23 protein-coding genes are annotated in these 23,453 nt (G+C 51.3%); 8 read left to right on the top strand and 15 right to left on the bottom strand.

Going from position 1 to position 23,453, the window contains the following annotated elements:
• Window positions 1-145 precede the first annotated feature (145 nt).
• The 3 genes from potC to potA are packed head-to-tail and all read right to left on the bottom strand — an operon-like array spanning window position 146 to window position 2,905.
• Window positions 146-925, bottom strand: coding sequence for a spermidine/putrescine ABC transporter permease PotC (potC, locus tag DSM2777_RS17260; protein ID WP_061554670.1), 780 nt, complete (start codon window positions 923-925; stop codon window positions 146-148).
• A complete protein-coding gene (gene potB, locus DSM2777_RS17255) occupies window positions 922-1,782 on the bottom strand; it encodes a spermidine/putrescine ABC transporter permease PotB (RefSeq protein ID WP_061554669.1) in 861 nt (286 codons plus the stop codon). The genes potC and potB overlap by 4 nt, the downstream gene beginning before the upstream one ends.
• Window positions 1,766-2,905, bottom strand: a complete 1,140-nt coding sequence (gene potA / locus DSM2777_RS17250) for a spermidine/putrescine ABC transporter ATP-binding protein PotA (RefSeq protein ID WP_061554668.1) — start codon at window positions 2,903-2,905, stop codon at window positions 1,766-1,768. The genes potB and potA overlap by 17 nt, the downstream gene beginning before the upstream one ends.
• A gap of 596 nt (window positions 2,906-3,501) precedes the next feature.
• Between potA and pepT the strand changes: the two genes are divergently transcribed.
• Entirely contained in the window at window positions 3,502-4,734 is a 1,233-nt protein-coding gene (gene pepT, locus DSM2777_RS17245; protein ID WP_061554667.1) for a peptidase T, read from the top strand.
• 72 nt (window positions 4,735-4,806) lie between these two features.
• On the opposite strand, the gene DSM2777_RS17240 is transcribed toward pepT, so the two are convergent.
• Both DSM2777_RS17240 and DSM2777_RS17235 read right to left on the bottom strand, forming a co-directional pair.
• Window positions 4,807-5,121 (bottom strand): putative quinol monooxygenase, encoded by a 315-nt coding sequence (locus DSM2777_RS17240; protein WP_025801206.1) that lies wholly within the window; start codon window positions 5,119-5,121, stop codon window positions 4,807-4,809.
• A gap of 9 nt (window positions 5,122-5,130) precedes the next feature.
• Complete coding sequence (locus DSM2777_RS17235) at window positions 5,131-5,718, bottom strand: NAD(P)H-dependent oxidoreductase (protein WP_046459603.1); 588 nt, start codon at window positions 5,716-5,718, stop codon at window positions 5,131-5,133.
• Window positions 5,719-6,048: 330 nt separating this feature from the next.
• Between DSM2777_RS17235 and dkgB the strand changes: the two genes are divergently transcribed.
• Window positions 6,049-6,849, top strand: a complete 801-nt coding sequence (gene dkgB, locus DSM2777_RS17230) for a 2,5-didehydrogluconate reductase DkgB (RefSeq protein ID WP_061555425.1) — start codon at window positions 6,049-6,051, stop codon at window positions 6,847-6,849.
• Window positions 6,850-6,944: 95 nt separating this feature from the next.
• Here dkgB and DSM2777_RS17225 read toward each other — a convergent pair whose 3' ends face one another.
• The 9 genes from DSM2777_RS17225 to pspF form a co-directional block, all read right to left on the bottom strand.
• On the bottom strand, window positions 6,945-8,885 hold the full coding sequence (locus DSM2777_RS17225) for an exoribonuclease II (protein ID WP_061554666.1): 1,941 nt from the start codon (window positions 8,883-8,885) through the stop codon (window positions 6,945-6,947).
• A gap of 139 nt (window positions 8,886-9,024) precedes the next feature.
• Window positions 9,025-10,137 carry a hypothetical protein gene (locus DSM2777_RS17220; protein WP_061554665.1) on the bottom strand — a complete coding sequence of 371 codons (1,113 nt, stop codon included), beginning with the start codon at window positions 10,135-10,137 and terminating at the stop codon, window positions 9,025-9,027.
• Window positions 10,138-10,326: 189 nt separating this feature from the next.
• On the bottom strand, window positions 10,327-11,115 hold the full coding sequence (gene fabI / locus DSM2777_RS17215) for an enoyl-ACP reductase FabI (protein WP_025801211.1): 789 nt from the start codon (window positions 11,113-11,115) through the stop codon (window positions 10,327-10,329).
• A gap of 260 nt (window positions 11,116-11,375) precedes the next feature.
• Window positions 11,376-12,188, bottom strand: a complete 813-nt coding sequence (gene sapF, locus DSM2777_RS17210) for a putrescine export ABC transporter ATP-binding protein SapF (protein WP_040045051.1) — start codon at window positions 12,186-12,188, stop codon at window positions 11,376-11,378.
• Window positions 12,185-13,180 carry a putrescine export ABC transporter ATP-binding protein SapD gene (gene sapD / locus DSM2777_RS17205; protein ID WP_061554664.1) on the bottom strand — a complete coding sequence of 332 codons (996 nt, stop codon included), beginning with the start codon at window positions 13,178-13,180 and terminating at the stop codon, window positions 12,185-12,187. The genes sapF and sapD overlap by 4 nt, the downstream gene beginning before the upstream one ends.
• A gap of 8 nt (window positions 13,181-13,188) precedes the next feature.
• On the bottom strand, window positions 13,189-14,079 hold the full coding sequence (sapC, locus tag DSM2777_RS17200) for a putrescine export ABC transporter permease SapC (protein WP_040045050.1): 891 nt from the start codon (window positions 14,077-14,079) through the stop codon (window positions 13,189-13,191).
• The gene (gene sapB / locus DSM2777_RS17195; protein WP_046459598.1) at window positions 14,066-15,031 is read right to left on the bottom strand and encodes a putrescine export ABC transporter permease SapB; all 966 of its coding nucleotides are present in this window, start codon (window positions 15,029-15,031) and stop codon (window positions 14,066-14,068) included. Before sapB ends, sapC begins: the two co-directional genes overlap by 14 nt.
• Complete coding sequence (gene sapA, locus DSM2777_RS17190) at window positions 15,028-16,749, bottom strand: ABC transporter substrate-binding protein SapA (protein WP_237087787.1); 1,722 nt, start codon at window positions 16,747-16,749, stop codon at window positions 15,028-15,030. The genes sapB and sapA overlap by 4 nt, the downstream gene beginning before the upstream one ends.
• Window positions 16,750-17,166: 417 nt before the next feature.
• The gene (gene pspF, locus DSM2777_RS17185; protein ID WP_061554662.1) at window positions 17,167-18,174 is read right to left on the bottom strand and encodes a phage shock protein operon transcriptional activator; all 1,008 of its coding nucleotides are present in this window, start codon (window positions 18,172-18,174) and stop codon (window positions 17,167-17,169) included.
• Between the two features lie 228 nt (window positions 18,175-18,402).
• Between pspF and pspA the strand changes: the two genes are divergently transcribed.
• The 6 genes from pspA (at window position 18,403) to DSM2777_RS17155 (ending at window position 22,527) form a co-directional block, all read left to right on the top strand.
• Complete coding sequence (pspA, locus tag DSM2777_RS17180) at window positions 18,403-19,068, top strand: phage shock protein PspA (RefSeq protein ID WP_025801218.1); 666 nt, start codon at window positions 18,403-18,405, stop codon at window positions 19,066-19,068.
• Between the two features lie 110 nt (window positions 19,069-19,178).
• Entirely contained in the window at window positions 19,179-19,406 is a 228-nt protein-coding gene (gene pspB, locus DSM2777_RS17175) for an envelope stress response membrane protein PspB (protein WP_025801219.1), read from the top strand.
• Entirely contained in the window at window positions 19,406-19,765 is a 360-nt protein-coding gene (pspC, locus tag DSM2777_RS17170; RefSeq protein ID WP_046459595.1) for an envelope stress response membrane protein PspC, read from the top strand. Before pspB ends, pspC begins: the two co-directional genes overlap by 1 nt.
• Before the next feature lie 30 nt (window positions 19,766-19,795).
• The gene (locus tag DSM2777_RS17165; RefSeq protein ID WP_061554661.1) at window positions 19,796-20,047 is read left to right on the top strand and encodes a phage shock protein PspD; all 252 of its coding nucleotides are present in this window, start codon (window positions 19,796-19,798) and stop codon (window positions 20,045-20,047) included.
• A gap of 21 nt (window positions 20,048-20,068) precedes the next feature.
• Window positions 20,069-21,466 (top strand): YcjX family GTP-binding protein, encoded by a 1,398-nt coding sequence (locus tag DSM2777_RS17160; RefSeq protein ID WP_043493089.1) that lies wholly within the window; start codon window positions 20,069-20,071, stop codon window positions 21,464-21,466.
• Entirely contained in the window at window positions 21,463-22,527 is a 1,065-nt protein-coding gene (locus DSM2777_RS17155) for a YcjF family protein (protein ID WP_061554660.1), read from the top strand. The genes DSM2777_RS17160 and DSM2777_RS17155 overlap by 4 nt, the downstream gene beginning before the upstream one ends.
• Window positions 22,528-22,599: 72 nt before the next feature.
• Here the strand turns inward: DSM2777_RS17155 and sseA are convergent, their stop codons facing one another.
• Complete coding sequence (gene sseA / locus DSM2777_RS17150; RefSeq protein WP_061554659.1) at window positions 22,600-23,442, bottom strand: 3-mercaptopyruvate sulfurtransferase; 843 nt, start codon at window positions 23,440-23,442, stop codon at window positions 22,600-22,602.
• Between the last annotated feature and the right edge of the window lie 11 nt (window positions 23,443-23,453).

Genomic DNA, 23,453 nt, shown 5'->3' with positions numbered 1-23,453 from the left:
TTTTAGGGGGAGCACACCGATGGGGTCGTAGCGGCGTAAGCCGCCGGAGCGCCCCGCGGTGTGGTAGACCCGTGTATCTCGATCTCGTAAACGATCAGCGTTGCGCTTTCCAGCGCCTTTGTCATAGCAGATTTAACGTATCCCGCTACTTATTTGCTGTTCTATCACGCAAAATAAGCTGGCTGCCCAGAACCAATACCAATGAAAGAACCAACAGTATGGTGGCCAACGCGTTCACCTCGGGTGACACACCCACTTTCACCATCGAGTAGATTTTCAGCGGCAAAATTTCATAGCTTGGGCCGGTGACGAATGATGAAACCACCACGTCATCCATGGATAGGGTAAAGCTCAGCAGCCAACCCGCCGCCACCGCAGGCATCGCCAACGGTAGGAGAATTTTCCGCAGAATCGTCACTTCACCCGCGCCCAAATCTTTCGCCGCTTCAAGCATTCGCACGTCGAAACCTTTTAAGCGCGAATACACGGTGACAACCACAAAGGGCAAGCAGAAGGTGATGTGTGAAAACAGCAACGACCAAAAGCCCAATGAAACGCCCAGCAGCATAAACAGGACTAACAGTGAAATGGCCATCACGATATCGGGCGACATCATCACCACAAAAAGCATACCGCTCACGAAAGGTTTGCCGCGGAATCGGTAACGGAAAAGCGCCACCGCCGTTAACGAACCAATCAGCGTGGCGAAGGTGGCAGAAAGGACAGCCATGGTGATGGAATGCCCAGCCGCTTGCAGCAGGCTGTCATTGTTCATCAACGTGCTGTACCAATCAAAGGTGAAGCCTTTCCAATTGATACCAAAACGCGAACTATTAAACGAGTTGGCGATCAGAATAATAATAGGGATATATAAATAGGCGTAGACGATGGACATAAATCCACCGCGCAGCAGGCGTCCGATCATTCCAGTTCCACCTTTTTATTCATCAGTTTCCCAACGCGGTAATAGATATACAGCAAGATCCCCATGACCAGCGTCAAACAGATGCTGGTGGCCGCGCCGAATGGCCAGTCACGGATATTCAGGAACTGGCTTTTAATCACGTTGCCAATCAGCAGGTTCTTCGCGCCGCCCAGTAGGTCGGACACGTAAAACAGCCCCAGAGACGGCAGCATGACCAGCAACGAGCCCGCAACAATACCGGGCATGGTGAGAGGAATAATAATCCGTATAAACGTCTGGAATTTATTGGCCCCTAAATCGCGTGCGGCCTCTAATACCGATTTATCCAGCATTTCGATGCTGGAATACAGCGGCATCACCATGAACGGTAGCAGAATATAGATCAGCCCAAGGATCACGGCTTCGGGCGTATACATGATGCGCAGCGGCTTATCGATAATCCCAATCCACAGCAGAGCCTCGTTTAAATAGCCTCGGGTGCTGAGGAATATTTTCAGGCCGTAAATACGGATCAGTGAGTTGGTCCAGAAAGGCACAATCAGTAAAAACAGCAGAAGAGGGCGAACTTTTTCCGGTAGCCGCGCCAGAATAAAGGCAAAAGGATACCCGATCACCAAACAACACAGCGTGGCGATAATCGCCATATTCAGCGAGTGCAGAAGCACTTCGGCATACAATGGATCAAATAAGCGAGTGTAGTTATCGAAAGAAAACACCATCTTTACCAGATGGGTGTCATCACGTGTCAGGAAGCTGGTGCCGATAATCATCAGATTCGGCATAAAGACAAACAGCACCAACCAGGCGACCACGGTTGTGATCACCACGTTTTGAAAATACTTACGCGACTTCTTCATTAGCCAGCACCACCTCCCAGCTTTCGACCCAAGTCACGGCCATTTTCTGATCTAACGAATGATCGACGTCGGGATCGTCTTCGTTAAAGAATTCGCTCACCAGCACCATCTTGCCGTTCTCTAACTCAACGGTAGATTCCAGCGTCATGCCTTTATAGTTACGCTCGCGCACGTATCCGATGATGCCATCGACCTGTCCGGCGTCGTGGATCTCTTCGACTCGCACATCTTCAGGGCGCAGCAGCACGTTCAGCTTATCGCCCGGTCGCACGTCCATTTCAGCATTGACGTAAATATTGCACTCGCGGCCTTCGACGTTGGCACGAACACGATGTTCGTCCACGCGATGCAGAACCTCGGCGTCAAAAATATTGATCTCGCCAATGAAGCTGGCGACAAACAGGTTCTTAGGTTCTTCGTAGATTTCGCGCGGCGTGCCGTCTTGCTCAATCTTGCCATCACGCATCACCACGATGCGGTCTGACATGGTCAGCGCTTCTTCTTGGTCGTGGGTGACGAAAATAAAGGTAATGCCCAGCTTACGCTGCAAGGCCTTGAGCTCATTTTGCATCTGTTTGCGCAGCTTATAATCCAGTGCAGACAGCGATTCATCCAGCAACAGAACCTTGGGTTTATTCACCACCGCACGCGCAATGGCCACGCGCTGTTGTTGCCCGCCAGAAAGCTGATGCGGCCGACGCTGAGCGAACTCCTCTAACTGCACCATACGCAGCGCTTCATGGGCGCGAGGAATAATTTCGGCCTCTGGTCGCTTCTGCATGCGCAAGCCAAAGGCGACGTTATCTAGCACGGTCATGTGCGGAAACAGCGCGTAGCTTTGGAATACCGTATTAACGCAACGATTCTCAGCAGGGACGTGAGTAATATCATCACCGTCCAAAATCACACGGCCATCATCAACGTCTTCCAAACCGGCAATAAGACGCAAAACGGTGGTTTTCCCGCAGCCAGAGGGGCCGAGAATGGTTAAGAACTCGCCATGATTAATCGTAAGGTCAAGATCGGTGATGATGTCTTTATCATCAAAAGACTTACGGATACCTGTCAAACGAACAACAGGCTGTAATGCTGCGTTGGAACCCAGAGAAGATATCTCAGTCATTTATTTGCTACTCTATCCCGTTACGTGTTGCAGATAGAACCGCCGCTGAAAAAAAAGGACTGTAGGAGCAGAAGACTCAAAGTAAATCAATGAGTCAGGTAGCTCAAAACCAGCGGCGCCACTCAAAAATTAAGGCGCGAATAATAGACTGTGTGAAACTTAATTAAAAGCCAGCCAGCCAAGAAAACCTGATTTTCCCGCCTTAGACTCACCATGATGCACTAATTTACCCTAAATGGGGCAGAAATCCTGTGAAACGGCTATTTTTATCCGGTATTACTTTCCTTACTTTCTTTAACTTTAGCTAAAAATGACCTGACGCAATATTTCCGTTTTGTGCCCTACGCATAATGTAAAACCTATGGCGAGGGCATAGGGGATTTTTCATAGTAAGAGTCAGATCACATGATTATGAAGAGATACCCTTGCAAAGCCCCCACTTGACGTTGTCAGGCTAGCCCATTAGTCGATTTTTTAAACCCGACATAAAATTTTAGGGTTGTTTATCTAATGCGGCACTTGTCCTTCATTCTTAACCATCGATTATGGGGATGATGTGGACTGCTACGAATAACGAATCATTGCGAGACACTTTTATGAATAACTTACTCGATCGCTTTTTTAATTATGTTTCTTTCGACACACAGTCCAAAGCAGGTGTACGTCAGGTTCCCAGCACAGATGGCCAGATGAAGTTGGCGCGGGCGCTACAGGCGGAATTAGTTGAGCTCGGTTTCGAGCAGGTCACATTAAGCGATCATGGCTGTGTGATGGCAACCTTGCCGTCTAATGTCAGTTGGAAAGCGCCGACAATCGGTTTCATCTCGCATTTGGATACCGCACCCGACGCCAGCGGTAAAAATGTCAATCCGCAGATCGTTGAAAACTATCGCGGTGGAGATATCGCTTTAGGTATTGGTGATGAGGTTCTCTCACCGGTGATGTTCCCCGTCTTACATCAGCTGTTAGGCCAAACGCTGATTACTACCGACGGTAAAACCCTGTTGGGTGCCGACGATAAAGCAGGTATCGCCGAAATTGTGACCGCTATGCTGCGTCTCAAACATAACAACATTCCGCATGGCGATATTCGTATTGCGTTCACGCCTGATGAAGAAGTTGGCAAGGGCGCTCAATTCTTTGACGTTGAAGCCTTTGACGCGGAATGGGCCTATACCGTCGATGGCGGTGGCGTGGGCGAGTTGGAATGTGAAAACTTCAATGCGGCATCGGTAACGATTAAGATCGTAGGCAATAACGTGCATCCAGGCACGGCGAAAGGCGTAATGGTTAACGCGCTGTCTCTCGCGGCGCGCATTCACAATGAATTACCGCCAGAGCAAACGCCTGAACACACCGAAGGCTATGAAGGTTTCTATCATCTTGCATCGATGAAAGGCACGGTTGAGAAAGCAGAAATGCATTACATCGTGCGTGATTTCAGCCGTGAAGGCTTCGAAGCCCGCAAGAAAAACATCATGGATATCGCCAAGAAAGTGGGTAAAGGTTTGCACCGTGACTGCTATATCGAAGTGACGCTAGATGACAGTTACTACAACATGCGTGATGAAGTGGCAAAACACCCACATATCATTGAATTGGCGCAGCAGGCGATGCACGACGTGGGCATTGAGCCGATCATGTGTCCGATTCGCGGTGGTACAGATGGCGCGCAGCTTTCATTCCGTGGTCTGCCTTGCCCGAATCTGTTTACCGGAGGCTATAATTTCCACGGCAAACATGAATTCATTACCTTAGAAGGCATGGAAAAAGCGGCATCAGTGATTATGCGTATCGCCGAGCTGACCGCGTTGAAAGCTAAAGGCTAAGCGGTTAACGGCATAAAAAAGCCGCTGAAATATCAGCGGCTAAACAAACAGACACAGTGGCAATAAAAACTGTTAGCAAACAGAATGATCGGTCAAGATGCGCAGGGTAACGGATTCTACCTGATCCTGCGTTTCTTCATGGTGGCGAACCATGTGTACCGTTTTAAGATGGGCATCCAAATGCGCGTGAGATTCCCAACGTTCAACCATGAAAAGCGTGTCAGCGGCTAAACTCTGACGCTCGATAGCGGGCAGGGTATCCGTAAGCGGCGTGTACTGATAGCAACCTTCCTCCGCCAGCACTTCTGCCTGCAAAGCCTGAAAGCGCTTAACGATAGCGTCTAAGTGTCCCGCACGAACTTTGATTTCGGCAATAACAGTAATCATCGCAATCTCTTATTTGTTAGCAAACACGGTTGCCAAATGGTCGCGGTAGCATGCAATGTTGTGCTCCACATTTGGATTCTTGATCACGTCGGTGCACAGGAACGTTGGCAGACGAGTCATACCCAAGAATTCGTTGGCTTTATGGAAATGCATGTACAGACCATCAACGCCCTGACCGTGGAAGAACTGGTCTGGATCGTCGAATGCTTCCTGTGGCGCATTCCAAGTCAGAGATAGCATGTGCTGTTTACCCTGAATCAAGCCGCCAGAACCGTATTTTTTGCTCGCGTCTGAACGGGTACGACCATCGCTTGCGTACAGGCGGCCATGACCTTCGGTGAAGACTTCGTCGATATATTTTTTAACGATCCATGGCTCGCCCATCCACCAGCCTGGCATCTGATAAATAACCACGTCGGCCCACAGATAGTTTTGAATTTCTTGTTCGATTTCGTAGCCGTTATCAATGGTGGTTTCACGCAGTTCGTGGCCCATCGCAGCCAATGTCTCTTTAGCGACGTCATGCAGCGTGGTATTCAGTTGACCTTTAGAATGGCCAAACGCTTTCATACCGTTGATCAGGAAAATCTTACTCATAATGAAGCTCCTCATGCGGCGCAGAATAGGGCGTGGCGCCGTGTTGTGATTCGATAATGTAATTAGCGACTGCGGCAATTATCACACTATTTATTTTCATAAAATAGGCGATCTGAATCACAACACCTTTGCGTTTGAGTCAATAATTGAAGGTGGAATAAGATTAGTCTGGGCATTTGTGATTTTTGATCACAATACATTTGCAATTAACGCTATTTTAAACAAAAAAACTTCCCCACATACTCACTCTCAGCAACAGGGCAACGCTTATGCCCAACATCACTCTGTCATCTTACAAAATCAAAAGGATATAAAATGAGCAACACCAACATGATGATGCCAAAACTGGGGCTGGGAACGTTTCGCTTGAAAGAGCAGGTCGTGATTGATTCTGTGCGCAATGGGTTGGAGCTGGGGTATCGTCATATCGATACCGCACAGATCTACGGCAATGAAGCTGAGGTTGGGCAAGCTATTGAAGAAAGTGGTGTACCGCGTGATGAGCTGTTTGTCACCACGAAAATTTGGCTGGAAAATCTCGCGCCTGAAAAGCTGATTGAAAGCCTGCAAGAAAGCCTGAAAAAACTGCGTTTGGCGCAGGTCGATTTAACCCTGATCCACTGGCCAACGCGTGATGCATCGCCAACCATTGCTGACAGCATGAAAGCGTTGTATCAGGCTCAGCAAATGGGTTTAACCAAAGCGATAGGGATTTCTAATTTTACTATCGAACAAATGAAGCAGGCCATCGACGCCGTAGGTGCGCAGAATATTGCCAGCCAGCAAATTGAGATACATCCGTTCCTACAAAATGAAAAAGTGGCTGCGTTTGCTGCGTCTCAGGGTATTCCGGTGACCGCCTATATGCCTCTAGCCTATGGCAAAGTGTTAACCGATACCGTGATTAACCACATTGCGCAGACGCATAGCGTGAGCGCCGCACAGGTGGCTCTGGCGTGGTCGCTGCAAAAGGGTTACACGGTGATCCCTTCGTCCACCAAACGTGAGAATTTGGCGAGCAATTTAGACGCGTTGAAGGTTGTGTTAAGCGATGCGGAAATGAAGCAGATTGCAGAACTTGAACGCAATGAGCGTTTAGTCAGCCCAGAGTTTGCGCCAGATTGGGATTGATTTTTATCGGTGAGAAACGTCTGTTGAGCTAATGAAGTGCGCTTAAACAATTGAGGAGCACGGGGCGAGAACCCCATGCCCCTCAATGTTTCAGATTAAGCGACAGGTTTGGCAATAATGCTGCGCGTTTCTAGGCGCACTTCAACCAGATAAACCTGTAGGGCATCGCCCGTCTGATAAACGGTTTCGCCTTTGATCTGAATGGAGCCCGTTTCTTGGCTACATACCAGTTCATCGCGCACGGCGTGAATAAAGGAGGATGGAATAAATGCCATCGCACCGTTATCAACCAAACGCACGCGCATACCGCCCCGCGAAATATCAACGATTTCAGCATTAAAGTGAATCGCTGGATCCGCTTTATCTTTCAGGAAGCGTGCATATAACCAATCACCCACGTCGCGTTCTGCCATACGATTCAGGCGACGGCGTTCTGCCATCTGAACGGTAATCGCGTCATCAGGTCGTTCGGCGGGTTTATTTGCAATCAGCGCTTTCAGCAGACGATGATTCACCATGTCACCGTATTTACGGATAGGCGAAGTCCATGTTGCGTAAGCTTCTAAGCCCAAACCAAAGTGCGGGCCAGGCTCGGTGCTAATTTCAGCAAAGGTCTGGAAACGGCGCACGCGGCTATCAAGGAACGTGGTTGGCAACGAATCCAAATGACGACGCAGTTCGCAGAAGCCCTGCAAGGTTAATAATGCTTCTGCATTGGCAGATACATCGTTGGCTTGCAGAATGCTCACGGCCTGTTCAACCAGCGCCGGATCGAAACCGGAGTGGATGTTATAAACACCGAAGCCTAAACGGTCGCGCAGCACGATGGCGGCACAAACGTTAGCGGTGATCATGCACTCTTCCACGATACGGTTTGCTACACGGCGATGTTCGGCAATGATATCAACTACGCTGCCTTTTTCGCCTAAAACAAAGCGATAATCGGGGCGATCTTTAAATACCAATGCGTGCTGCTGACGCCAATCAGAACGAGAATCGGCTAAGCGATGCAACAGGCGAACCTGCTGTTCGATTTGGGCATTTTCCGGTTTCCAGCTGCCAACGCCTTCCAGATAGTCTGAAACTTCGTCGTAAACCAGTTTGGCTTTGGATTCGATCCAGCCAGCAAAGAAGCGGATATCGTCAGAAATAGCGCCGTCTTTCTGTATTGTGACGCGGCATAGCAACGCTGGACGACGTTCGTTAGGGCGCAGTGAGCACAGATCGTCAGACAGATCGCGTGGCAACATCGGAATGTTGAAACCAGGCAAATAAGTCGTGAAAGCACGCACCCGAGCAATTTTATCCAGCTCGGAGCCTGGCTCCACGTAGGCCGTTGGATCGGCAATGGCGATGGTTAATGCCAGAGAACCGTCTTCATTCTCCTGCACATACAACGCATCATCCATGTCTTCGGTGCTGGCGCTATCGATGGTGACGAATGGCATAGCGGTGAGGTCTTCACGCTCTAAGCCTTCTTCACGCATTTCGCTACCGGACCATTCTGGTGCCGTGCGGTCTAGTCCGTGACGGGAAAGAGTGACCCACCACGGCGCAAAATCATCATCCGCGTCGGTAATAAACGTGGTGATATTGGCAAAGAAAGTGCGGTCGCCTTTCAGCGGGTGCCGATTCATCTCGGCAACGGCCCAATCGCCTTGCTTAAACTCATGCGTGACGTTGTTGTCAGCTCTGCATGGGATTGCATCTTTCAGCAATGGATGGTCGGGGATAATGGAAAGGCGGTTATCACCGTCTTTTTTCTGTACCCGGCCAACGAATCTTGTTAGGAAAGGCTCAACCAGCTCTTCCGGCTCAACGACTTCACGATCTTTCTCAGTGTGAACAGCAGCCAGAACGCGGTCACCATGCATGACTTTTTTCATGTATGGCGGCGGGATGAAATAGCTTTTCTGGGCGTCAACTTCCAAGAAGCCAAAACCTTTGTCGGTCCCTTTAACCACGCCTTCAACGCGTGGAGTCTGGGAGTGCAGTTGCTGTTTTAGCTGCGCGAGCAGCGGGTTATCCTGAAACATAGTATTGAAACGTAGATTCCGGCAGGTGGATGAAGTGAATGACCTCAAGAGCGGTTCACATTTTTACGCGAATCAGTGCCTGTGAGCAAGCCCATGATGCGACTGTGGATGAAATGATCGGCAAATGGTGTAAATCTGCTCATTCCCCCAGCGAAACGAGTAGCCGTTGGCTCCACGCGCCGGTTGCTAGGGCAATGATAAGCTCAAGAATTTCTGCAGCTGACAGCCCAGACTGAGTTAAAGATGTAATGTGTTCAGGAGAGAATAAGCAGGGCGTTTGCGTGAGGGTCAGGCTGGCCTGAATGATGGCCTGTTCGCGGCGACTGCATTGCGCAAGTGCAGCCACGGGATCGGCGAGTACCGCATCGGCCTGTTGGCGATGTTTACTCAGCAGTAAAAAACGGCGTGCGTGATGTTGGCTACTGCGATGACAGCCGAGTAGCCTAGCGCTCACTAAAAAGGCCAGTTCGCGCAGCGGTTGACGTAGCAGATCGCTACAGTTGTAGCCGTCGCTAAAAATCTCGCTACTGGTATCAACCCCTTCACCGTCATGCATGTTAATCAACATTAAAACAATGGCCAGCCCCGACGGTGCACCGCATATTGCCACCGGTGCCAGCGTGGCGTCAGCGCCGAGCGGCAACCAAGGGCGCCATGCCGCCGATGTCGCTTCCGTCAGCGGAGCCAATTCAAGGGTGGGAAATATTCTTGGTTCAGACGGCAACGAACAGCCGGAAAGGGCGGCAGTGCCCGCAATCAGGCGCGACTGTAGCACCACCAGGCCTATTATTTGTGACAGTGTCACTATATCGGGGTATGACAGTTTTACCGCACGCAGCGCGCGTAAGGTCTGTTTCGTACTGCGCGTGGGGTCCCATGCCAGCAGCCGAGCGTGCTCGGTAATTTGGGCTAAACGCTGATTACTTTCGCGGGTGTTGTGTGGGCAATGTAGCGGAGCCAGCTGTTTGGCATAAAAGGCGCTGAGTGGTGTTACCTGCGAAACCTGCGCCACGGTGAGCGCAATGCTTAAGCGGTCGTAGCGTGAAAGAGAATGCTCGCGGGAGATTTCAGGCTCGGAGCCTAACAGTTGGGTATAAACATCGCCCACCCGCTGAAAATAGGCGTCGCGCTCGGTACGCTCATTGAACAACGGAAAGCGGCCCTGAGCCAGATGCTGGTGATTATCCGCATCAGAGGTTGGTGCGTTATGGCGTGAGCTAAAAACCGTCAGCGGCGAGTTTGGTCGCTCCATCGGATATCCTTCAGACGTCGGGCAAGAAAAGGGCGAACCCTTTATGAAACAGGGTACTATCCTTGCCGAATGCGGCCTAGAGATGAAATATTGTTAAGGAATAGCCTAGGTTGAAAAGGAATAACCGCGCTGAGATAAAAAAATCCCCAGCCGAAGCCAGGGATTTTTAAGCGGAATAAACGACGGAAATTAATCCAGTTCCAGCTCGTTCATTGCTGCAATGTTGAAGCCGCCATCGACGTGCAGGATTTCACCAGAAATACCGCCTGCCAGTGGTGAACACAGGAATGCGGCTGAGTTACCGACGTCTTCGATGGTAACGGTACGGCGAATTGGGGTAACCGCTTCGCAGTGTGCCAACATTTTACGGAAGTTTTTGATGCCAGACGCTGCCAGAGTACGGATTGGACCCGCAGAGATACCGTTAACACGGATACCTTCTGGGCCCATCGCGTTAGCCATGTAGCGAACGTTAGCTTCCAGAGACGCTTTTGCCAGACCCATCACGTTATAGTTAGGGATTGCACGTTCTGCGCCCAAGTAGGACAGAGTCAGCAGGCCTGAACCTGGATTCAGCATGGTACGGCATGCTTTTGCCATCGCAACGAAGCTGTAAGAGCTGATGTCGTGTGCGATTTTGAAACCGTCACGGGTAACCGCATTCACGTAGTCGCCGTCCAACTGGTCGCCTGGAGCGAAGCCAATGGAGTGAACAAAACCGTCGAATTTCGGCCAAGATTTTGCCAGCTCGGTAAACATCGCATCGATGCTTTCGTCTTCTGCTACGTCACAAGCCAGAACCAGATTAGAACCCAACTGAGCGGCGAATTCTTCTACGCGAGATTTCAGTTTGTCGTTCTGGTAGGTGAAAGCCAGCTCGGCGCCTTCACGGTGCATAGCCTGTGCGATACCGTAGGCAATGGAGAGTTTGCTGGCTACGCCAGTGATCAGAATGCGCTTACCGGTTAGAAAACCCATACAAATAGTCCTTGTAGTCTTAGTTTATGCCGCACTGCGATGCCAATAATATTGGAGGAGCAGGGCCTAAACTGATAGAGGCGGAGGAAAATCAATTCACATTTTTATACAGAAACAGGAATTGTTAATTCTTCCAGCACTTGTGTTAATAAAACAAAACCGAGCGATTCTATCACGCTTGATTCACTGTGGAATGCTTTTGATGCTCTGCTCGGATCAGTGATTGAATTTTAGTCCGTAATTGGCGATAAAATCGCTTTTCAGAAAACGCCACCGTCACGACGCCATGCATCAGCCGTTAATGCTTCACCAAAATGGCTATTGATGAGACGCTTGGTTTGCTCATGCAGCGGGGCGGCCAATACTTCTGAAGTGCTACCGCGTTCCACCACTTCGCCATGATGCATCACCATCACCTGATCGCTAATATGCTTCATCATGCCCAAGTGCTGGGTAACATAGATATAAGCGATACCGTGTTTTTGCTGTAGCTCCAACATCAAATTTATAATCTGTGAACGCATCGACATATCCAGCGACGCTAATGCTTCATCCGCTACGATCACCTGTGGCTGCAATATCAAGGCGCGTGCCAAGGCGATGCGCTGAATTTGTCCGGAGGCCAACATATGCGGATAGTAATAGGCGTGATCGGAGCGCAAGCCGACTTGGCGCAGCGTTTCATTAATGCGCTGTTCACGCTCAGGCGCGTCTAATTCGGTATTTAAGCGTAGGGGAACGTCAAGGATCTGGCCGATACGCTGGCGCGGATTGAGCGACGTAGACGGGTCTTGAAAAATCATGCGGATCCGCTGGCTGCGGTAGCGAAAATCGCCGTACTGTAGCTGCTTGTCATCAATCACGATATCGCCCGCCGTAGGCTCAATCATGCCTGACAGCATTTTTGCCAGCGTGGATTTCCCCGAGCCGTTCTCGCCAATAATCGCCAGCGTTTGTCCTTCGCGCAGCGTAAAACTCACGGGTTTAACCGCTTCAAGATTTTGGCGACGAAACAAGCCGGTGCGATAGCGGAAGGTCTTTTGTAGATTGTGCACCTCCAACAGCGTACTCATTGCGTCTCCTCCATGTTAAGCGGGAAATGACAGGCAAACTTATGCGCTTTTACGCTGCGCAGAGGCGGTGTCTCAATGCATTTTTTTTGCGCATACGGGCAACGCGGGCCTAAACGGCAGCCGATAGGCAAATGCTCTAACGAAGGAATGGCGCCCGGCAGCGTGTTTAAGCGGCTTTTATGGGGCAGTGCGCGGCCAAAGTCAGGCATCGCGCGGATCAGCGCCTGCGTGTAGGGATGATGTGGCGCAACTAAAATATCTTCGCAAGTCGCGCTTTCTACCGTTTGCCCGCAGTACATCACGTTAATGCGGTCAGCCCATTTGCTCATCATTTGCAGGTCATGGCTGATCAACAAAATCGTTGTGTTGTTGTTTTGATTCATGCGCGACAGCAGACGGAAAATTTGCGCCTGCGTGGTGGGCTCCATCGCGTTGGTCGGCTCATCCGCAATCAGCAGACGTGGCTGGTTAGCCAAGGCGATGGCAATCATCACCTTCTGGCATTCACCTTCCGTCAGCTCATACGGGAAGCTACGCATGATATCTTTATGGTCTTTAATCCCGACGCGGTGTAGCAGTTCAATGGCGCGGCGTTTACGCCAGCGAAAACGCTGCCACCAGCGGCCTTTATAGGTCCAACCGGGGATCGCCTGAATCACCTGTTTGCCAATGCTCTCAGAAGGGTCCAAACAGGACTGAGGCTCCTGAAAAATCATTGACACGTTATGACCCACCAGCCGACGCCGTTGACGCGGTGTTAAGCGCAGCAGGTCAATATCATCAAAGCGAAAACGGTCGGCGGTGACCTTCCAGTTATCTTTGGTTACGCCGCAGATCGCTTTGGCAATTAAACTTTTGCCTGAGCCAGATTCACCAACCAGTCCGCGCACTTCGCCTTCGGTGAGCGTGAGGCTGACCCGATCGACGGCTTTGACCGGCCCTTCGGCGGTCATGAATTCAATGGTGAGGTTACGAATATCAAGTAACGGCATTTTGTTTCCTATTCCACACCGGCGTTAATCGCGCGGCGCATTCCGTCGCCCAACAAATTCACCAGCAGCACGCTGACCATAATGGCAGCCCCTGGCAACATCACCGTCCACGGTGCGACATAAACCAGCTCCAAGGAATCACCCAGCATGGCTCCCCATTCTGGCGACGGCAGTTGAGCCCCCAGATCGAGAAAACCCAATGCTGCGATATCTAAAATCGCCATGGAGAGGGCGCGGGTAAATTCGCCCACCAGTACGCCTGCGATATTGGGCAACACGGAATCCCACAGGATAAACCACGTTGAAGCGCCGTCTAAACGGGCGGCAACCACATATTCTTTCTCAAGCTCTTCGTGAACCGAGGTATAAACTTCTCGCACCATATGTGGCAAAAGAGCCAACCACACGGCCAGCATAGCGTGCTCGAGGCGCGGCCCTAAAAACGCAACAACGACAATGGCTAACAGCAGAGAAGGGATAGACAGCAGCGTATCCAGAATGTGGTTCAGAATAGCTGAACGCAGACCGTGGGTAACGCCCGCTAAAATACCGATAATAACGCCAAAAACGCTGGCGGCGATGGTGACAACCAGCGCAGAACCAAACGTTGGCGCAACGCCGCTTAATAAACGGCTGAGAATATCGCGGCCCAGATCGTCGGTGCCTAGGAAGAATGACACGTTACCGTAGCGCGACCACGACGGCGGCAGCAGTTGATAGCCCAAGAACTGCTGATCCAGCGCATAAGGTGCCAGCATGGTGCCAAAAAAGCACAGGGCGATCAGCAACAGGACGCCATACAAACCAATCATGGCGAGGGTATCGGCATGGAAATGCAGCCACGTCTGACGCAGCGGGCTCGGTACGCGTTTTTCGCGGTATACGTTATCGAAGTGCATACCATTCCTTATGTTTCAGCGGATTAGTCAGCGCACCCACAACATCAGACAGCACGTTGACGACTAAAACCAACGTCCCCACCAACATGACACCGGCAGAGATAGCGGCAAAGTCCTGTTGGCGGATGGCGTTAATCAACCAACGTCCGAGCCCCGGCCAACTGAACACCACTTCGGTAATCATCGCCAGCGTCAGCATGGTTGAAAATTGCAGCCCCAGCCTTGGGATAATCGGCGGCAGCGCATTGTGTAACACATGACGGCGAATAATGGTGAAACGCGATAAGCCACGGGTGGCGGCGGCTTTAATGTAATTCTGGCTAACGACGTTATCGGTGCTGATACGCATCAGGCGGATAACTTCGGTCATCGGAACCAGCGCCAGCGCCGTCACCGGTAGGATCATATGACGTGCAACGCTCATCAGCATGGCATCACGATAAGGTGAATCCGACAGCCAAGCGTCAATCAGCGCAAAACCGGTGACGTTTTTCATCGGGTAGAGCAGGTCGTAGCGGCCTGAAACCGGCAGCCAGCCGAGATGCAGCGAGAAGAACAGCATCAGCAGAATAGCCAGCCAAAATACCGGCATGGAATAGCCAAACAGCGCCAGCGCGCTAATCGCACCATCCTGCCATTTGCCGCGCAGTAAACCGGCAATAATACCCAGCGGAATACCGACCACCAGCGCAAACACGAAGGCCAGAATGCACAGTTCCATGGTGGCGGGGAAAACTTCCTTCAGCTGTTCGATAATCAACTGCCCGTTAATGCTGGAAACGCCGAAGTCGCCTTGCAGCAGACTATGCACATAGAAACGGTAGGCGTCGAACAGCGAAGCGCCGCCCAACGGCGCATGCGGCGTGAAATAGAGCAGGCTAAAACCTACCAGCGACAGGAAAAACAGCGTCACCAGCAGCAGCAAAAGACGGCGCAATGTGAAGATAATCATGGTTTATCCTCCACGACGGCAGGGGCTTCCGCGGCTGGCGTCGGTGGCCCCGCATCAGGATCGTTGGTGGCAGCCGGTTCTGGCTGTTTTTCACGATAAACACCGGCAAACGAGGCGTTACCAAACGGGCTCAATACCAGTCCTTTGATGTCATAGCGATATGCCTGTAGGCGCAACGAGGACGCCAGAGGCAAGATAGGCAGCTGTTCTTCTAAGATCTTCTGCGCATCCTGATAATCATCAATACGCTGTGACAGTTGCTGAGACAGCAGGGCTTTATGCAGCAGCGAGTCAAAAGAAGGATCGCACCAGTGCGCCAAGTTAGTCTGTGACTGAATTGCCGCGCAGCTCAGCAACGGGCGGAAGAAACTGTCAGGGTCATTACTGTCGGTTGCCCAGCCGGAAAGCGTCATATCGTGGCTCATGTCGCTCAGGCGGGCTTCTTGGAATCGGCCTTCCACCGGAATAATGCTGACCTTAATTCCGACCTGCGCCATATCAGCCTGAATCAGCTCGGCGGTTTTCAGCGGGCTCGGGTTATAAGCCTGAGAAGCCGTTGGCACCCACAGCTGTAAGTGGAGATTGGTCACGCCGGCCTGTTTTAACAGCTCACGCGATTTCTCTGGGTTGTATTCGGTAATCTTCGCTTCGCTGTCATACGCCCACGACGCACGAGGCAGCAGAGAAGCCGCGGTTTCTGCCGTGCCGTAGTAGATAGACTGCATCAGACGCTGGTTATTGATGGAATAAGCAATGGCGCGGCGCACGTCGAGATTATCTAACGGCGGTTTGCGGGTGTTAAACGCCAAGTAGGCGACGTTCATTCCAGGACGCAGCGTTAAGCGCAAACGCGGATCGTCGCGCAGAATGCTCAACTGGCTGGCCGCAGGGTAAGCCAGCACGTCGCATTCCCCGGTCAGCAGTTTGGACAAACGCCCGGTGCCGCCTGCGCCGAGGTCAATAATAACCTGTGGCATCCGCGGTTTACCTTTCCAAAACGCATCGTTGCGATCCAAGCGAATATATTGTCCCGCGTGGTACTCATTGAGCATAAACGGACCGGTGCCCACCGGCAGACGGTCGATGTCTTCTTCTTTGCCCTTTTTCGCTAAGTTATCTGCGTATTCAGACGAGAGTATTGGCGCGTAATGCGTGGCGAGGTGCCATAAGAAAGAGGCATCCGGTTGTTTAAGCCGAATTTCAACCGTTGAGCTGTCTAATTTGCGTACACTTTGCACCGCGTCGCTAAATTGTAAACTCTCGAAATAAGGATAATGACCGCCGTTCACTTCATGATACGGATGGTTAGGATCAAACATGCGGTTGAAGCTAAACACCACATCATCGGCATTCATCTTGCGCGTCGGTTTAAACCAGTCAGTGGTTTGGAACGGAACGTCTTTCCGCAGATGCAGCACATAGGTTGCGCCACCGTCTAGCACTTCCCAGCTCTGGGCTAGTTCAGGAATGAGGCGGTAGGTATAGGGGTCAACATCTAACAGGCGGTCGTAAAGCTGCGCGGCGAGGGTATCGACCGTAAGACCGCTGCTCGCCATCTGTGGATTGAAGGTATTCAGGATCCCGCTGACGCAATAAATGAAGCCGCTCTGGCGGATATCCGGCAGCGGTTTGGTTTTGGTCACAGGGGCAATTTCGGCTGCTGTCGCAACGGCAGACAGGCAACTTAATGCCAGCATCAGGGTTTTTAGACCACGCATAAACGCTTCAAGAGGTTGTTGAGCAAAGTGTTTAGTGTAACGTACATTGGCTGGCAGCCCAATCATTCCAGTGAGATGAAGGGGTTATTTGCCTTTTGCTTAACCAATCTACTGGTAAGCATAAGTCAGAAATCACGCAGCAGTGGGGTTTTGCGCTAAATATTGCGTAATAAAGCGGCGAAGAAGATGTGAGCTGGCGCACGCTGCAAATACAAATAAGAAAAATTCGCAACAAACCACTTTACACATGGTAGTGATAACCATTATCATTCATCTCGTTCTTTAGAGAATGCCTCCTCAGGGCAATCAATTCTCTTAAGAACACGACATTGCTCACATTGCTTCCAGATCTACTTTATAGCCAGCCGGGTGCTGGCTTTTTTTTATCTGTAATTTACCGAAACCTCGTTGTTAACCTTATCCCTGAATCCCCAACTTCTTCATGATCCCACGCAGTTGGTGATAGGTCAGATTTAACAGCTCTGCGGCCTGACGTTGATTGTGTCGGCTCTCTTGCAGCGCCTGAATAATGATCTGTTTTTCGCGCTCTGCCAGCCAATCTTTAAGATCGATGGGTAAAGACGGCTGCGCCGTTTGTGCATCCAGCGGTGTTGCCGCAGGTATGCTGGTAGAAGAGGGCAAGTCGGTTGTGCGATGTTTAAACGGATTAATCACAATCGCGTCTAATAGTTCGGGTGAATCACCATGACGATAGACCGAGCGCTCCACCACGTTTTTCAATTCACGAATATTGCCGGGCCAGCCGTAATCCAGCAGCGTTTGCCGCGCGGCATCGCTAAAGCCGGGAAAGAACGCAAGCCCCAGTTCACCGCACATCTGCATGGCAAAATGCTCAGCCAATAGCATGATATCGCTGCGGCGTTCTCTTAACGGTGGTAACTGAATAACGTCAAAAGCCAAGCGATCCAGCAAATCGGCGCGGAAGGTACCCGCTTCAGCCATCGCCGGTAAATCAGCATTGGTCGCGCACACTAAGCGCACATCCACCTGTAAGGGCTGGCTGCCGCCGACGCGTTCTAAATGACCATATTCAATCACGCGCAACAGCTTTTCCTGAATTAACATTGGCGCGGTAGCCAGCTCATCCAGAAAGAGCGTACCGCCGTCGGCACGTTCGAAGCGGCCTAAATGGCGCTTCTGCGCACCGGTAAACGCACCGGCCTCATGACCAAACAGCTCGGAATCCAGCAAGTTGTCATTGAGCGCCGCGCAGTTCAGCGATACGAACGGCCCTTGCCAACGATTAGACAGATAGTGCAGACGATGAGCGATCAGCTCTTTACCTGTCCCACGTTCGCCAATAATTAATACCGGTTTATTCAACTTCGCCAGCTGCGAAGTCTGCTCCAGCACCTCAAGGAAGCTGTTGGCTTGGCCGAGCATGTTTTCAATATTATCTGACATCGCAGGGTTCCATTTAGTGAATTTCGCTATCTGTTGGCTAAATTCATCACATCATGTTTTGCCTATGGCTGGCAATGATTTTTATTGATGTCTTATAAATCAAGTGCTTATTTAAACTTTAAAAGTTGGCACGATAGTTGATTATGTATTTGCGAGACAGTAAACCATTTTAACAACGGATGTGCCGAACCAAATGCACGCCGCAACGCAAGAGTGAGGGTATTAACAATGGGTATTTTTTCTCGTTTCGCCGACATCGTAAACGCCAACATCAATACTCTGCTGGATAAAGCAGAAGATCCACAGAAGCTGGTTCGCCTGATGATTCAGGAAATGGAAGATACTTTGGTCGAAGTGCGTTCCACTTCCGCCCGCGCTTTAGCCGAGAAAAAACAGCTGATGCGCCGTATTGAGCAGGGTGAAACTCAGCTCAACGAGTGGCAGGACAAAGCCGAGTTGGCGCTGCGTAAAGATAAAGAAGATCTGGCGCGTGCGGCGTTAATTGAAAAACAGCGCGTGAGTGATTTGCTGACTACGCTGCGCCATGAAGTGAGCAACGTAGAAGAAACGTTGGATCGCATGAAGCGCGAAATCACCGAACTGGAAAGCAAACTGACGGAAACGCGTGCTCGCCAACAGGCGCTGGCGCTGCGTCAGCAGGCCGCGGCCTCATCGCGTGAAGTTCGTCGTCAGCTCGACAGCGGTAAATTAGATGAAGCGATGGCGCGTTTTGAGCAGTTTGAACGCCGTATCGACCACATGGAAGCCGAAGCTGAAACGATGGGCTTAGGCAAAAAGAAATCGCTCGACCAAGAGTTTGCTGACCTGAAAGCCGATGATGAAATTGGCCAGCAGTTGGCGGCGCTAAAAGCCAAAATGAATCGTCCTGAATAAGCGCGATTTGTAACCGAACGACCGGCGTTATGTTTGCTGCTGCATACATAACGCCGGAGAAGGGAATAGACTGTTGCTAATGGCTGTAAACCAATAATAAGGAATTCACGATGGGCTACCTTTTTCTTGCCATCCCTCTGACTATTTTTGTGCTGTTTGTATTACCCGTTTGGCTGTGGCTGCATTACAGCAATCGCCAGCAAAACGACAGCGTATTGCAAACGCAAGAAGTGCAGCGCTTAGCGCAGTTGAATGAAGAAGCACAGCGCATGCGTCAACGCATTAGCGCGCTGGAATCCATTCTGGATGCGGAGCATCCAAACTGGAGGGACGCTTAATGACAACGCCGATGAGCGGTAAAAAACTGTATCGCATTCCTGAGCGAGGCGTAGTGAAAGGCGTTTGTGCAGGGCTGGCCGAATATATGGGCGTTCCTGTTGCCTTGGTGCGCGTGATGGCGGTGCTGTCGATTTTCTGCGGCCTGTTTATCATCACCGCGATATTGTACGTGGTGTTATCCATGACGCTGCCAACCGCCCAAGTTGCGGAACTAAGCGGCGATCATCAACCGACACCGCGTCAGCAAATGCAGGTGGTGACAACCGAACTGAACGAATGCGAGCAGCGCTTGCGCCGTTTAGAACGTTATGTGACTTCGGAAACGTTTGGCGTCAATAAGCGTTTCCAGAATTTATAGTTTTATTAATGACACGCTGGGGAGAAAACGATGAGTCAATTTAAACCTGCTGATATGCTGCGTGCAGGTGGCCGCAAGGCTCGGCGTCATCTGCCTAGCCTGATTAAGAACGGTTTACTTTTGGGGCTGACGTTTGCCCCAGCCGGTATTGCCGCCGGTGTATTACGTTATGTAACGTGGCGACCCTTGCGTTGGCTGTTAATATGGGGGCTAGAGCCCTTATTACAGCGCGCAGTTCGTCAGGCAACGTCTCGTTATCGTCACGGAGCTGAAAAGCCATAACGGCTTCGTGTAAGGAGAGGAATGAAAAGGCTACAAAATGAATTAGCGTCTCTGGTTAACCGCGGTGTCGATCGCCATTTACGTTTGGCGGTGACAGGGTTAAGCCGGAGCGGAAAAACTGCATTTATCACTTCTCTGGTCAATCAACTTTTACATATTCACAGCGGCGCTCGTTTACCGCTGTTTTCTGCCGTGCGTGAAGAGCGGTTGCTCGGCGCCAAGCGCGTTCCGCAACGCGATCTGGGCGTGGCTCGTTTTACCTATGACGAAGGACTTTCACAGCTCTACGGCATGCCACCAACGTGGCCGACGCCGACGCGCGGCGTGAGTGAAATCCGTTTGGCGCTGAAGTTTCGCAGTAATGATTCACTGCTGCGCCATTTTAAAGATACCTCGACGCTGTATCTGGAGATTGTCGATTATCCCGGTGAATGGCTGCTCGACTTGCCGATGCTGGAGCAAGACTATCTGAGCTGGTCTCGCCAGATGAATGGCCTGTTGCAGGGGCAGCGCAAAGAGTGGGCCGCAGAATGGCTGGCGCTGTGTGAGCAATGCGATCCGCTGGCACCGGCAGACGAAAAACAGTTAGCGGCAATTTCACAGGCCTATACCGACTATCTGCTGCGCTGCAAAGAAGAAGGGCAGCACTTTATTCAGCCGGGGCGTTTTGTGTTACCCGGCGACTTAGCCGGTGCGCCTGCGCTGCAGTTTTTCCCTTGGCCGCAGGTCGAAAGTATGGGGGAATCGAAACTAGCTCAGGCCGATAAGCATTCCAACATCGGCATGCTGCGCTCGCGCTACAACTATTATTGCAACGAAGTGGTGAAGGGCTTCTACAAAGAGCACTTTGTCCGTTTCGATCGCCAAATTGTGCTGGTGGATTGTTTACAGCCGTTGAATAGCGGCCCGCAGGCGTTTAATGAAATGCGTCTGGCGTTAACTCAGCTGATGCAGAGTTTCCATTATGGCAAACGCACGCTGTATCGTCGGCTCTTTTCGCCGTGCATCGATCGCCTAATGTTTGCGGCTACTAAAGCTGACCATGTCACCGCCGATCAACATGCCAATCTGGTGTCCTTGCTCCAACAGTTGGTGCAGGACGCATGGCAAAATGCGGCGTTTGAAGGGATTAGCATGGACTGCGCCGGTATCGCGTCGGTGCAGGCGACGCAGAGCGGTTTGGTTGAGCATAACGGACAAAAAATCCCTGCATTAAAGGGATATCGTCTTGCCGATGAGAAACCATTGACCGTTTTTCCCGGTGAAGTGCCAGCGCGTTTGCCCAGCAACGAATTCTGGCAGAAGCAGGGTTTCCATTTTGAAGATTTCCGTCCACAAAGTATGAATGTGGACAGCCCATTACCGCATATCCGCATGGACAGCGTGATGGAGTTTTTATTGGGAGATAAGCTGCGATGAGCGAACCGATAAAACCAAGAATTGATTTTGACCAACCGCTGGCGGCCGAGCCGGAAATGGTGCTGAAAGCCAGCCAACAGTTTGCGCCACAGGACGCTGAAAATTTCCTCCCTGCCGAGCCAGAGGTCTTGACGGAAGAGCAGGAAGAAGGGCGCGCTGAAGGCATTATCAATGCGGCACTGAAACCAAAGCGCAGCCTATGGCGACGCATGGTCGGTGCCGGTTTAGCGTTATTTGGCGTGAGCGTGATTGCCCAAGGCGTGCAGTGGTTTCATCAGGCTTGGGTTCAGCAGGATTGGATTGCGTTGGGCGGAACCGTTGCCGGTGGCCTGATCGTATTGGCGGGCGTTGGCTCGTTAATCACGGAATGGCGGCGTTTGTATCGTTTACGCGAACGAGCGCAAGAGCGTGATGTTGCGCGCGATCTACTGCATAGCCACGGCATCGGGCAGGGTAAGGCGTTTTGTGAAAAGCTGATGCAGCAGGCGAATTTAGACCAGAGCCATCCGGCGGTACAGCGCTGGCAGGCGTCGCTGCATGAAACGCATAACGATCGAGAAGTGGTTGAGCTGTATTGCAAGCTGGTACAGCCGGTGCTGGACGTTCAGGCTCGGCGTGAAATCAGCCGCTACGCTGCGGAATCAACCCTTATGATCGCCGTCAGCCCGTTGGCGCTGGTGGATATGGCGTTTATCGCATGGCGAAATATCCGCCTGATTAACCGAATTGCAGCGCTGTACGGCATTGAATTAGGCTATTTCAGCCGTATCCGGTTATTCCGCTTGGTGCTGCTTAATATCGCCTTTGCCGGTGCTTCCGAGCTGGTGCGCGAAGTGGGCATGGATTGGATCTCGCAGGATCTGGCCGCACGTCTTTCAGCGCGTGCCGCGCAGGGCATCGGTGCCGGTTTACTGACTGCGCGCTTGGGAATTAAAGCGATGGAGCTATGCCGTCCGCTGCCGTGGCTGGAAAATGACAAACCGCGCTTGGGGGATTTCCGCAAGGAGCTGATTACTCAGTTGAAGCGCGTGGCGCCGAAGAAAAATACTGATAAACAGTGATATATGGGTTAAATCTCGAGCGTTTATGGGCAGAATACAACGGAGAATGATGTTGCATTCTGCCCACGTTTACTAGCGTTCAATAGGCAACTCGGGATTGGCTCCCCATTCGCTCCATGAACCATCGTAAAGCGCTACGCCGTTGACCTGTAACGTAGTCAGCGCCAGAACCACCACCGCGGCGGTGACGCCTGAGCCACAGCTGACGATAATCGGTTGTTCAAAACTCACGCCCGCAGCGGCAAAGATCGCTTTCAATTCTTCGTTTGATTTCAATGCCCCGTCTTTGACTAAGTCTCCCCACGGCACGTTATGGCTGCCTGGAATATGACCCTGACGCAATCCTGCTCGTGGCTCGGCGACTTCACCTTTAAAGCGCGCAGCCGCGCGTGCGTCAACGATTTGAGCACTGTGCGTTTGGGTTACCAGCAAAACGTCGTTGGCGTTTTTAACCACGCTTGGGTCTAGCTGAGCGCTGAAGGTGGCTGGTTTAGGCGTTGGCATCCCGCTTTCAAGCTCGTACCCCTGTGCTTTCCATTGATGAAAACCACCTGCTAAAATGGAAACCTTGTTTGCGCCAAAGGTGCGCAGCATCCACCACGCACGCGGGGCTGAGAACAGGTTTCCTTCGTCGTATACCACCAGATGTTTTTCCCGATTGACTCCCAACGCTTGCATATCAGCAGAGAATTTTTCAGCTGATGGCATCATGTGAGGGAGTGGGCTCGAGTGATCGGAGAGGGCATCAATATCAAAAAACAGCGCACCGGGGAGATGTGAAGCGATAAATTCGGCATGGATATCGCGCAGATTTTCTTGTCCAGCCGGAGGCATACGTGCGTCGATGAGCTGAATATCATCGTCGCTCAAATGAGCTGATAGCCAGTCGGCCGTAACGAAAAAGGTATTTGTCATGGGGGATAACC

Origin of the sequence: Obesumbacterium proteus, assembly GCF_001586165.1 — a bacterium.
Taxonomy (GTDB): domain Bacteria; phylum Pseudomonadota; class Gammaproteobacteria; order Enterobacterales; family Enterobacteriaceae; genus Hafnia; species Hafnia protea.
The sequence above is the reverse complement of the archived record's forward strand: the minus strand, read 5'-3'. Positions and strand labels throughout refer to the sequence as shown.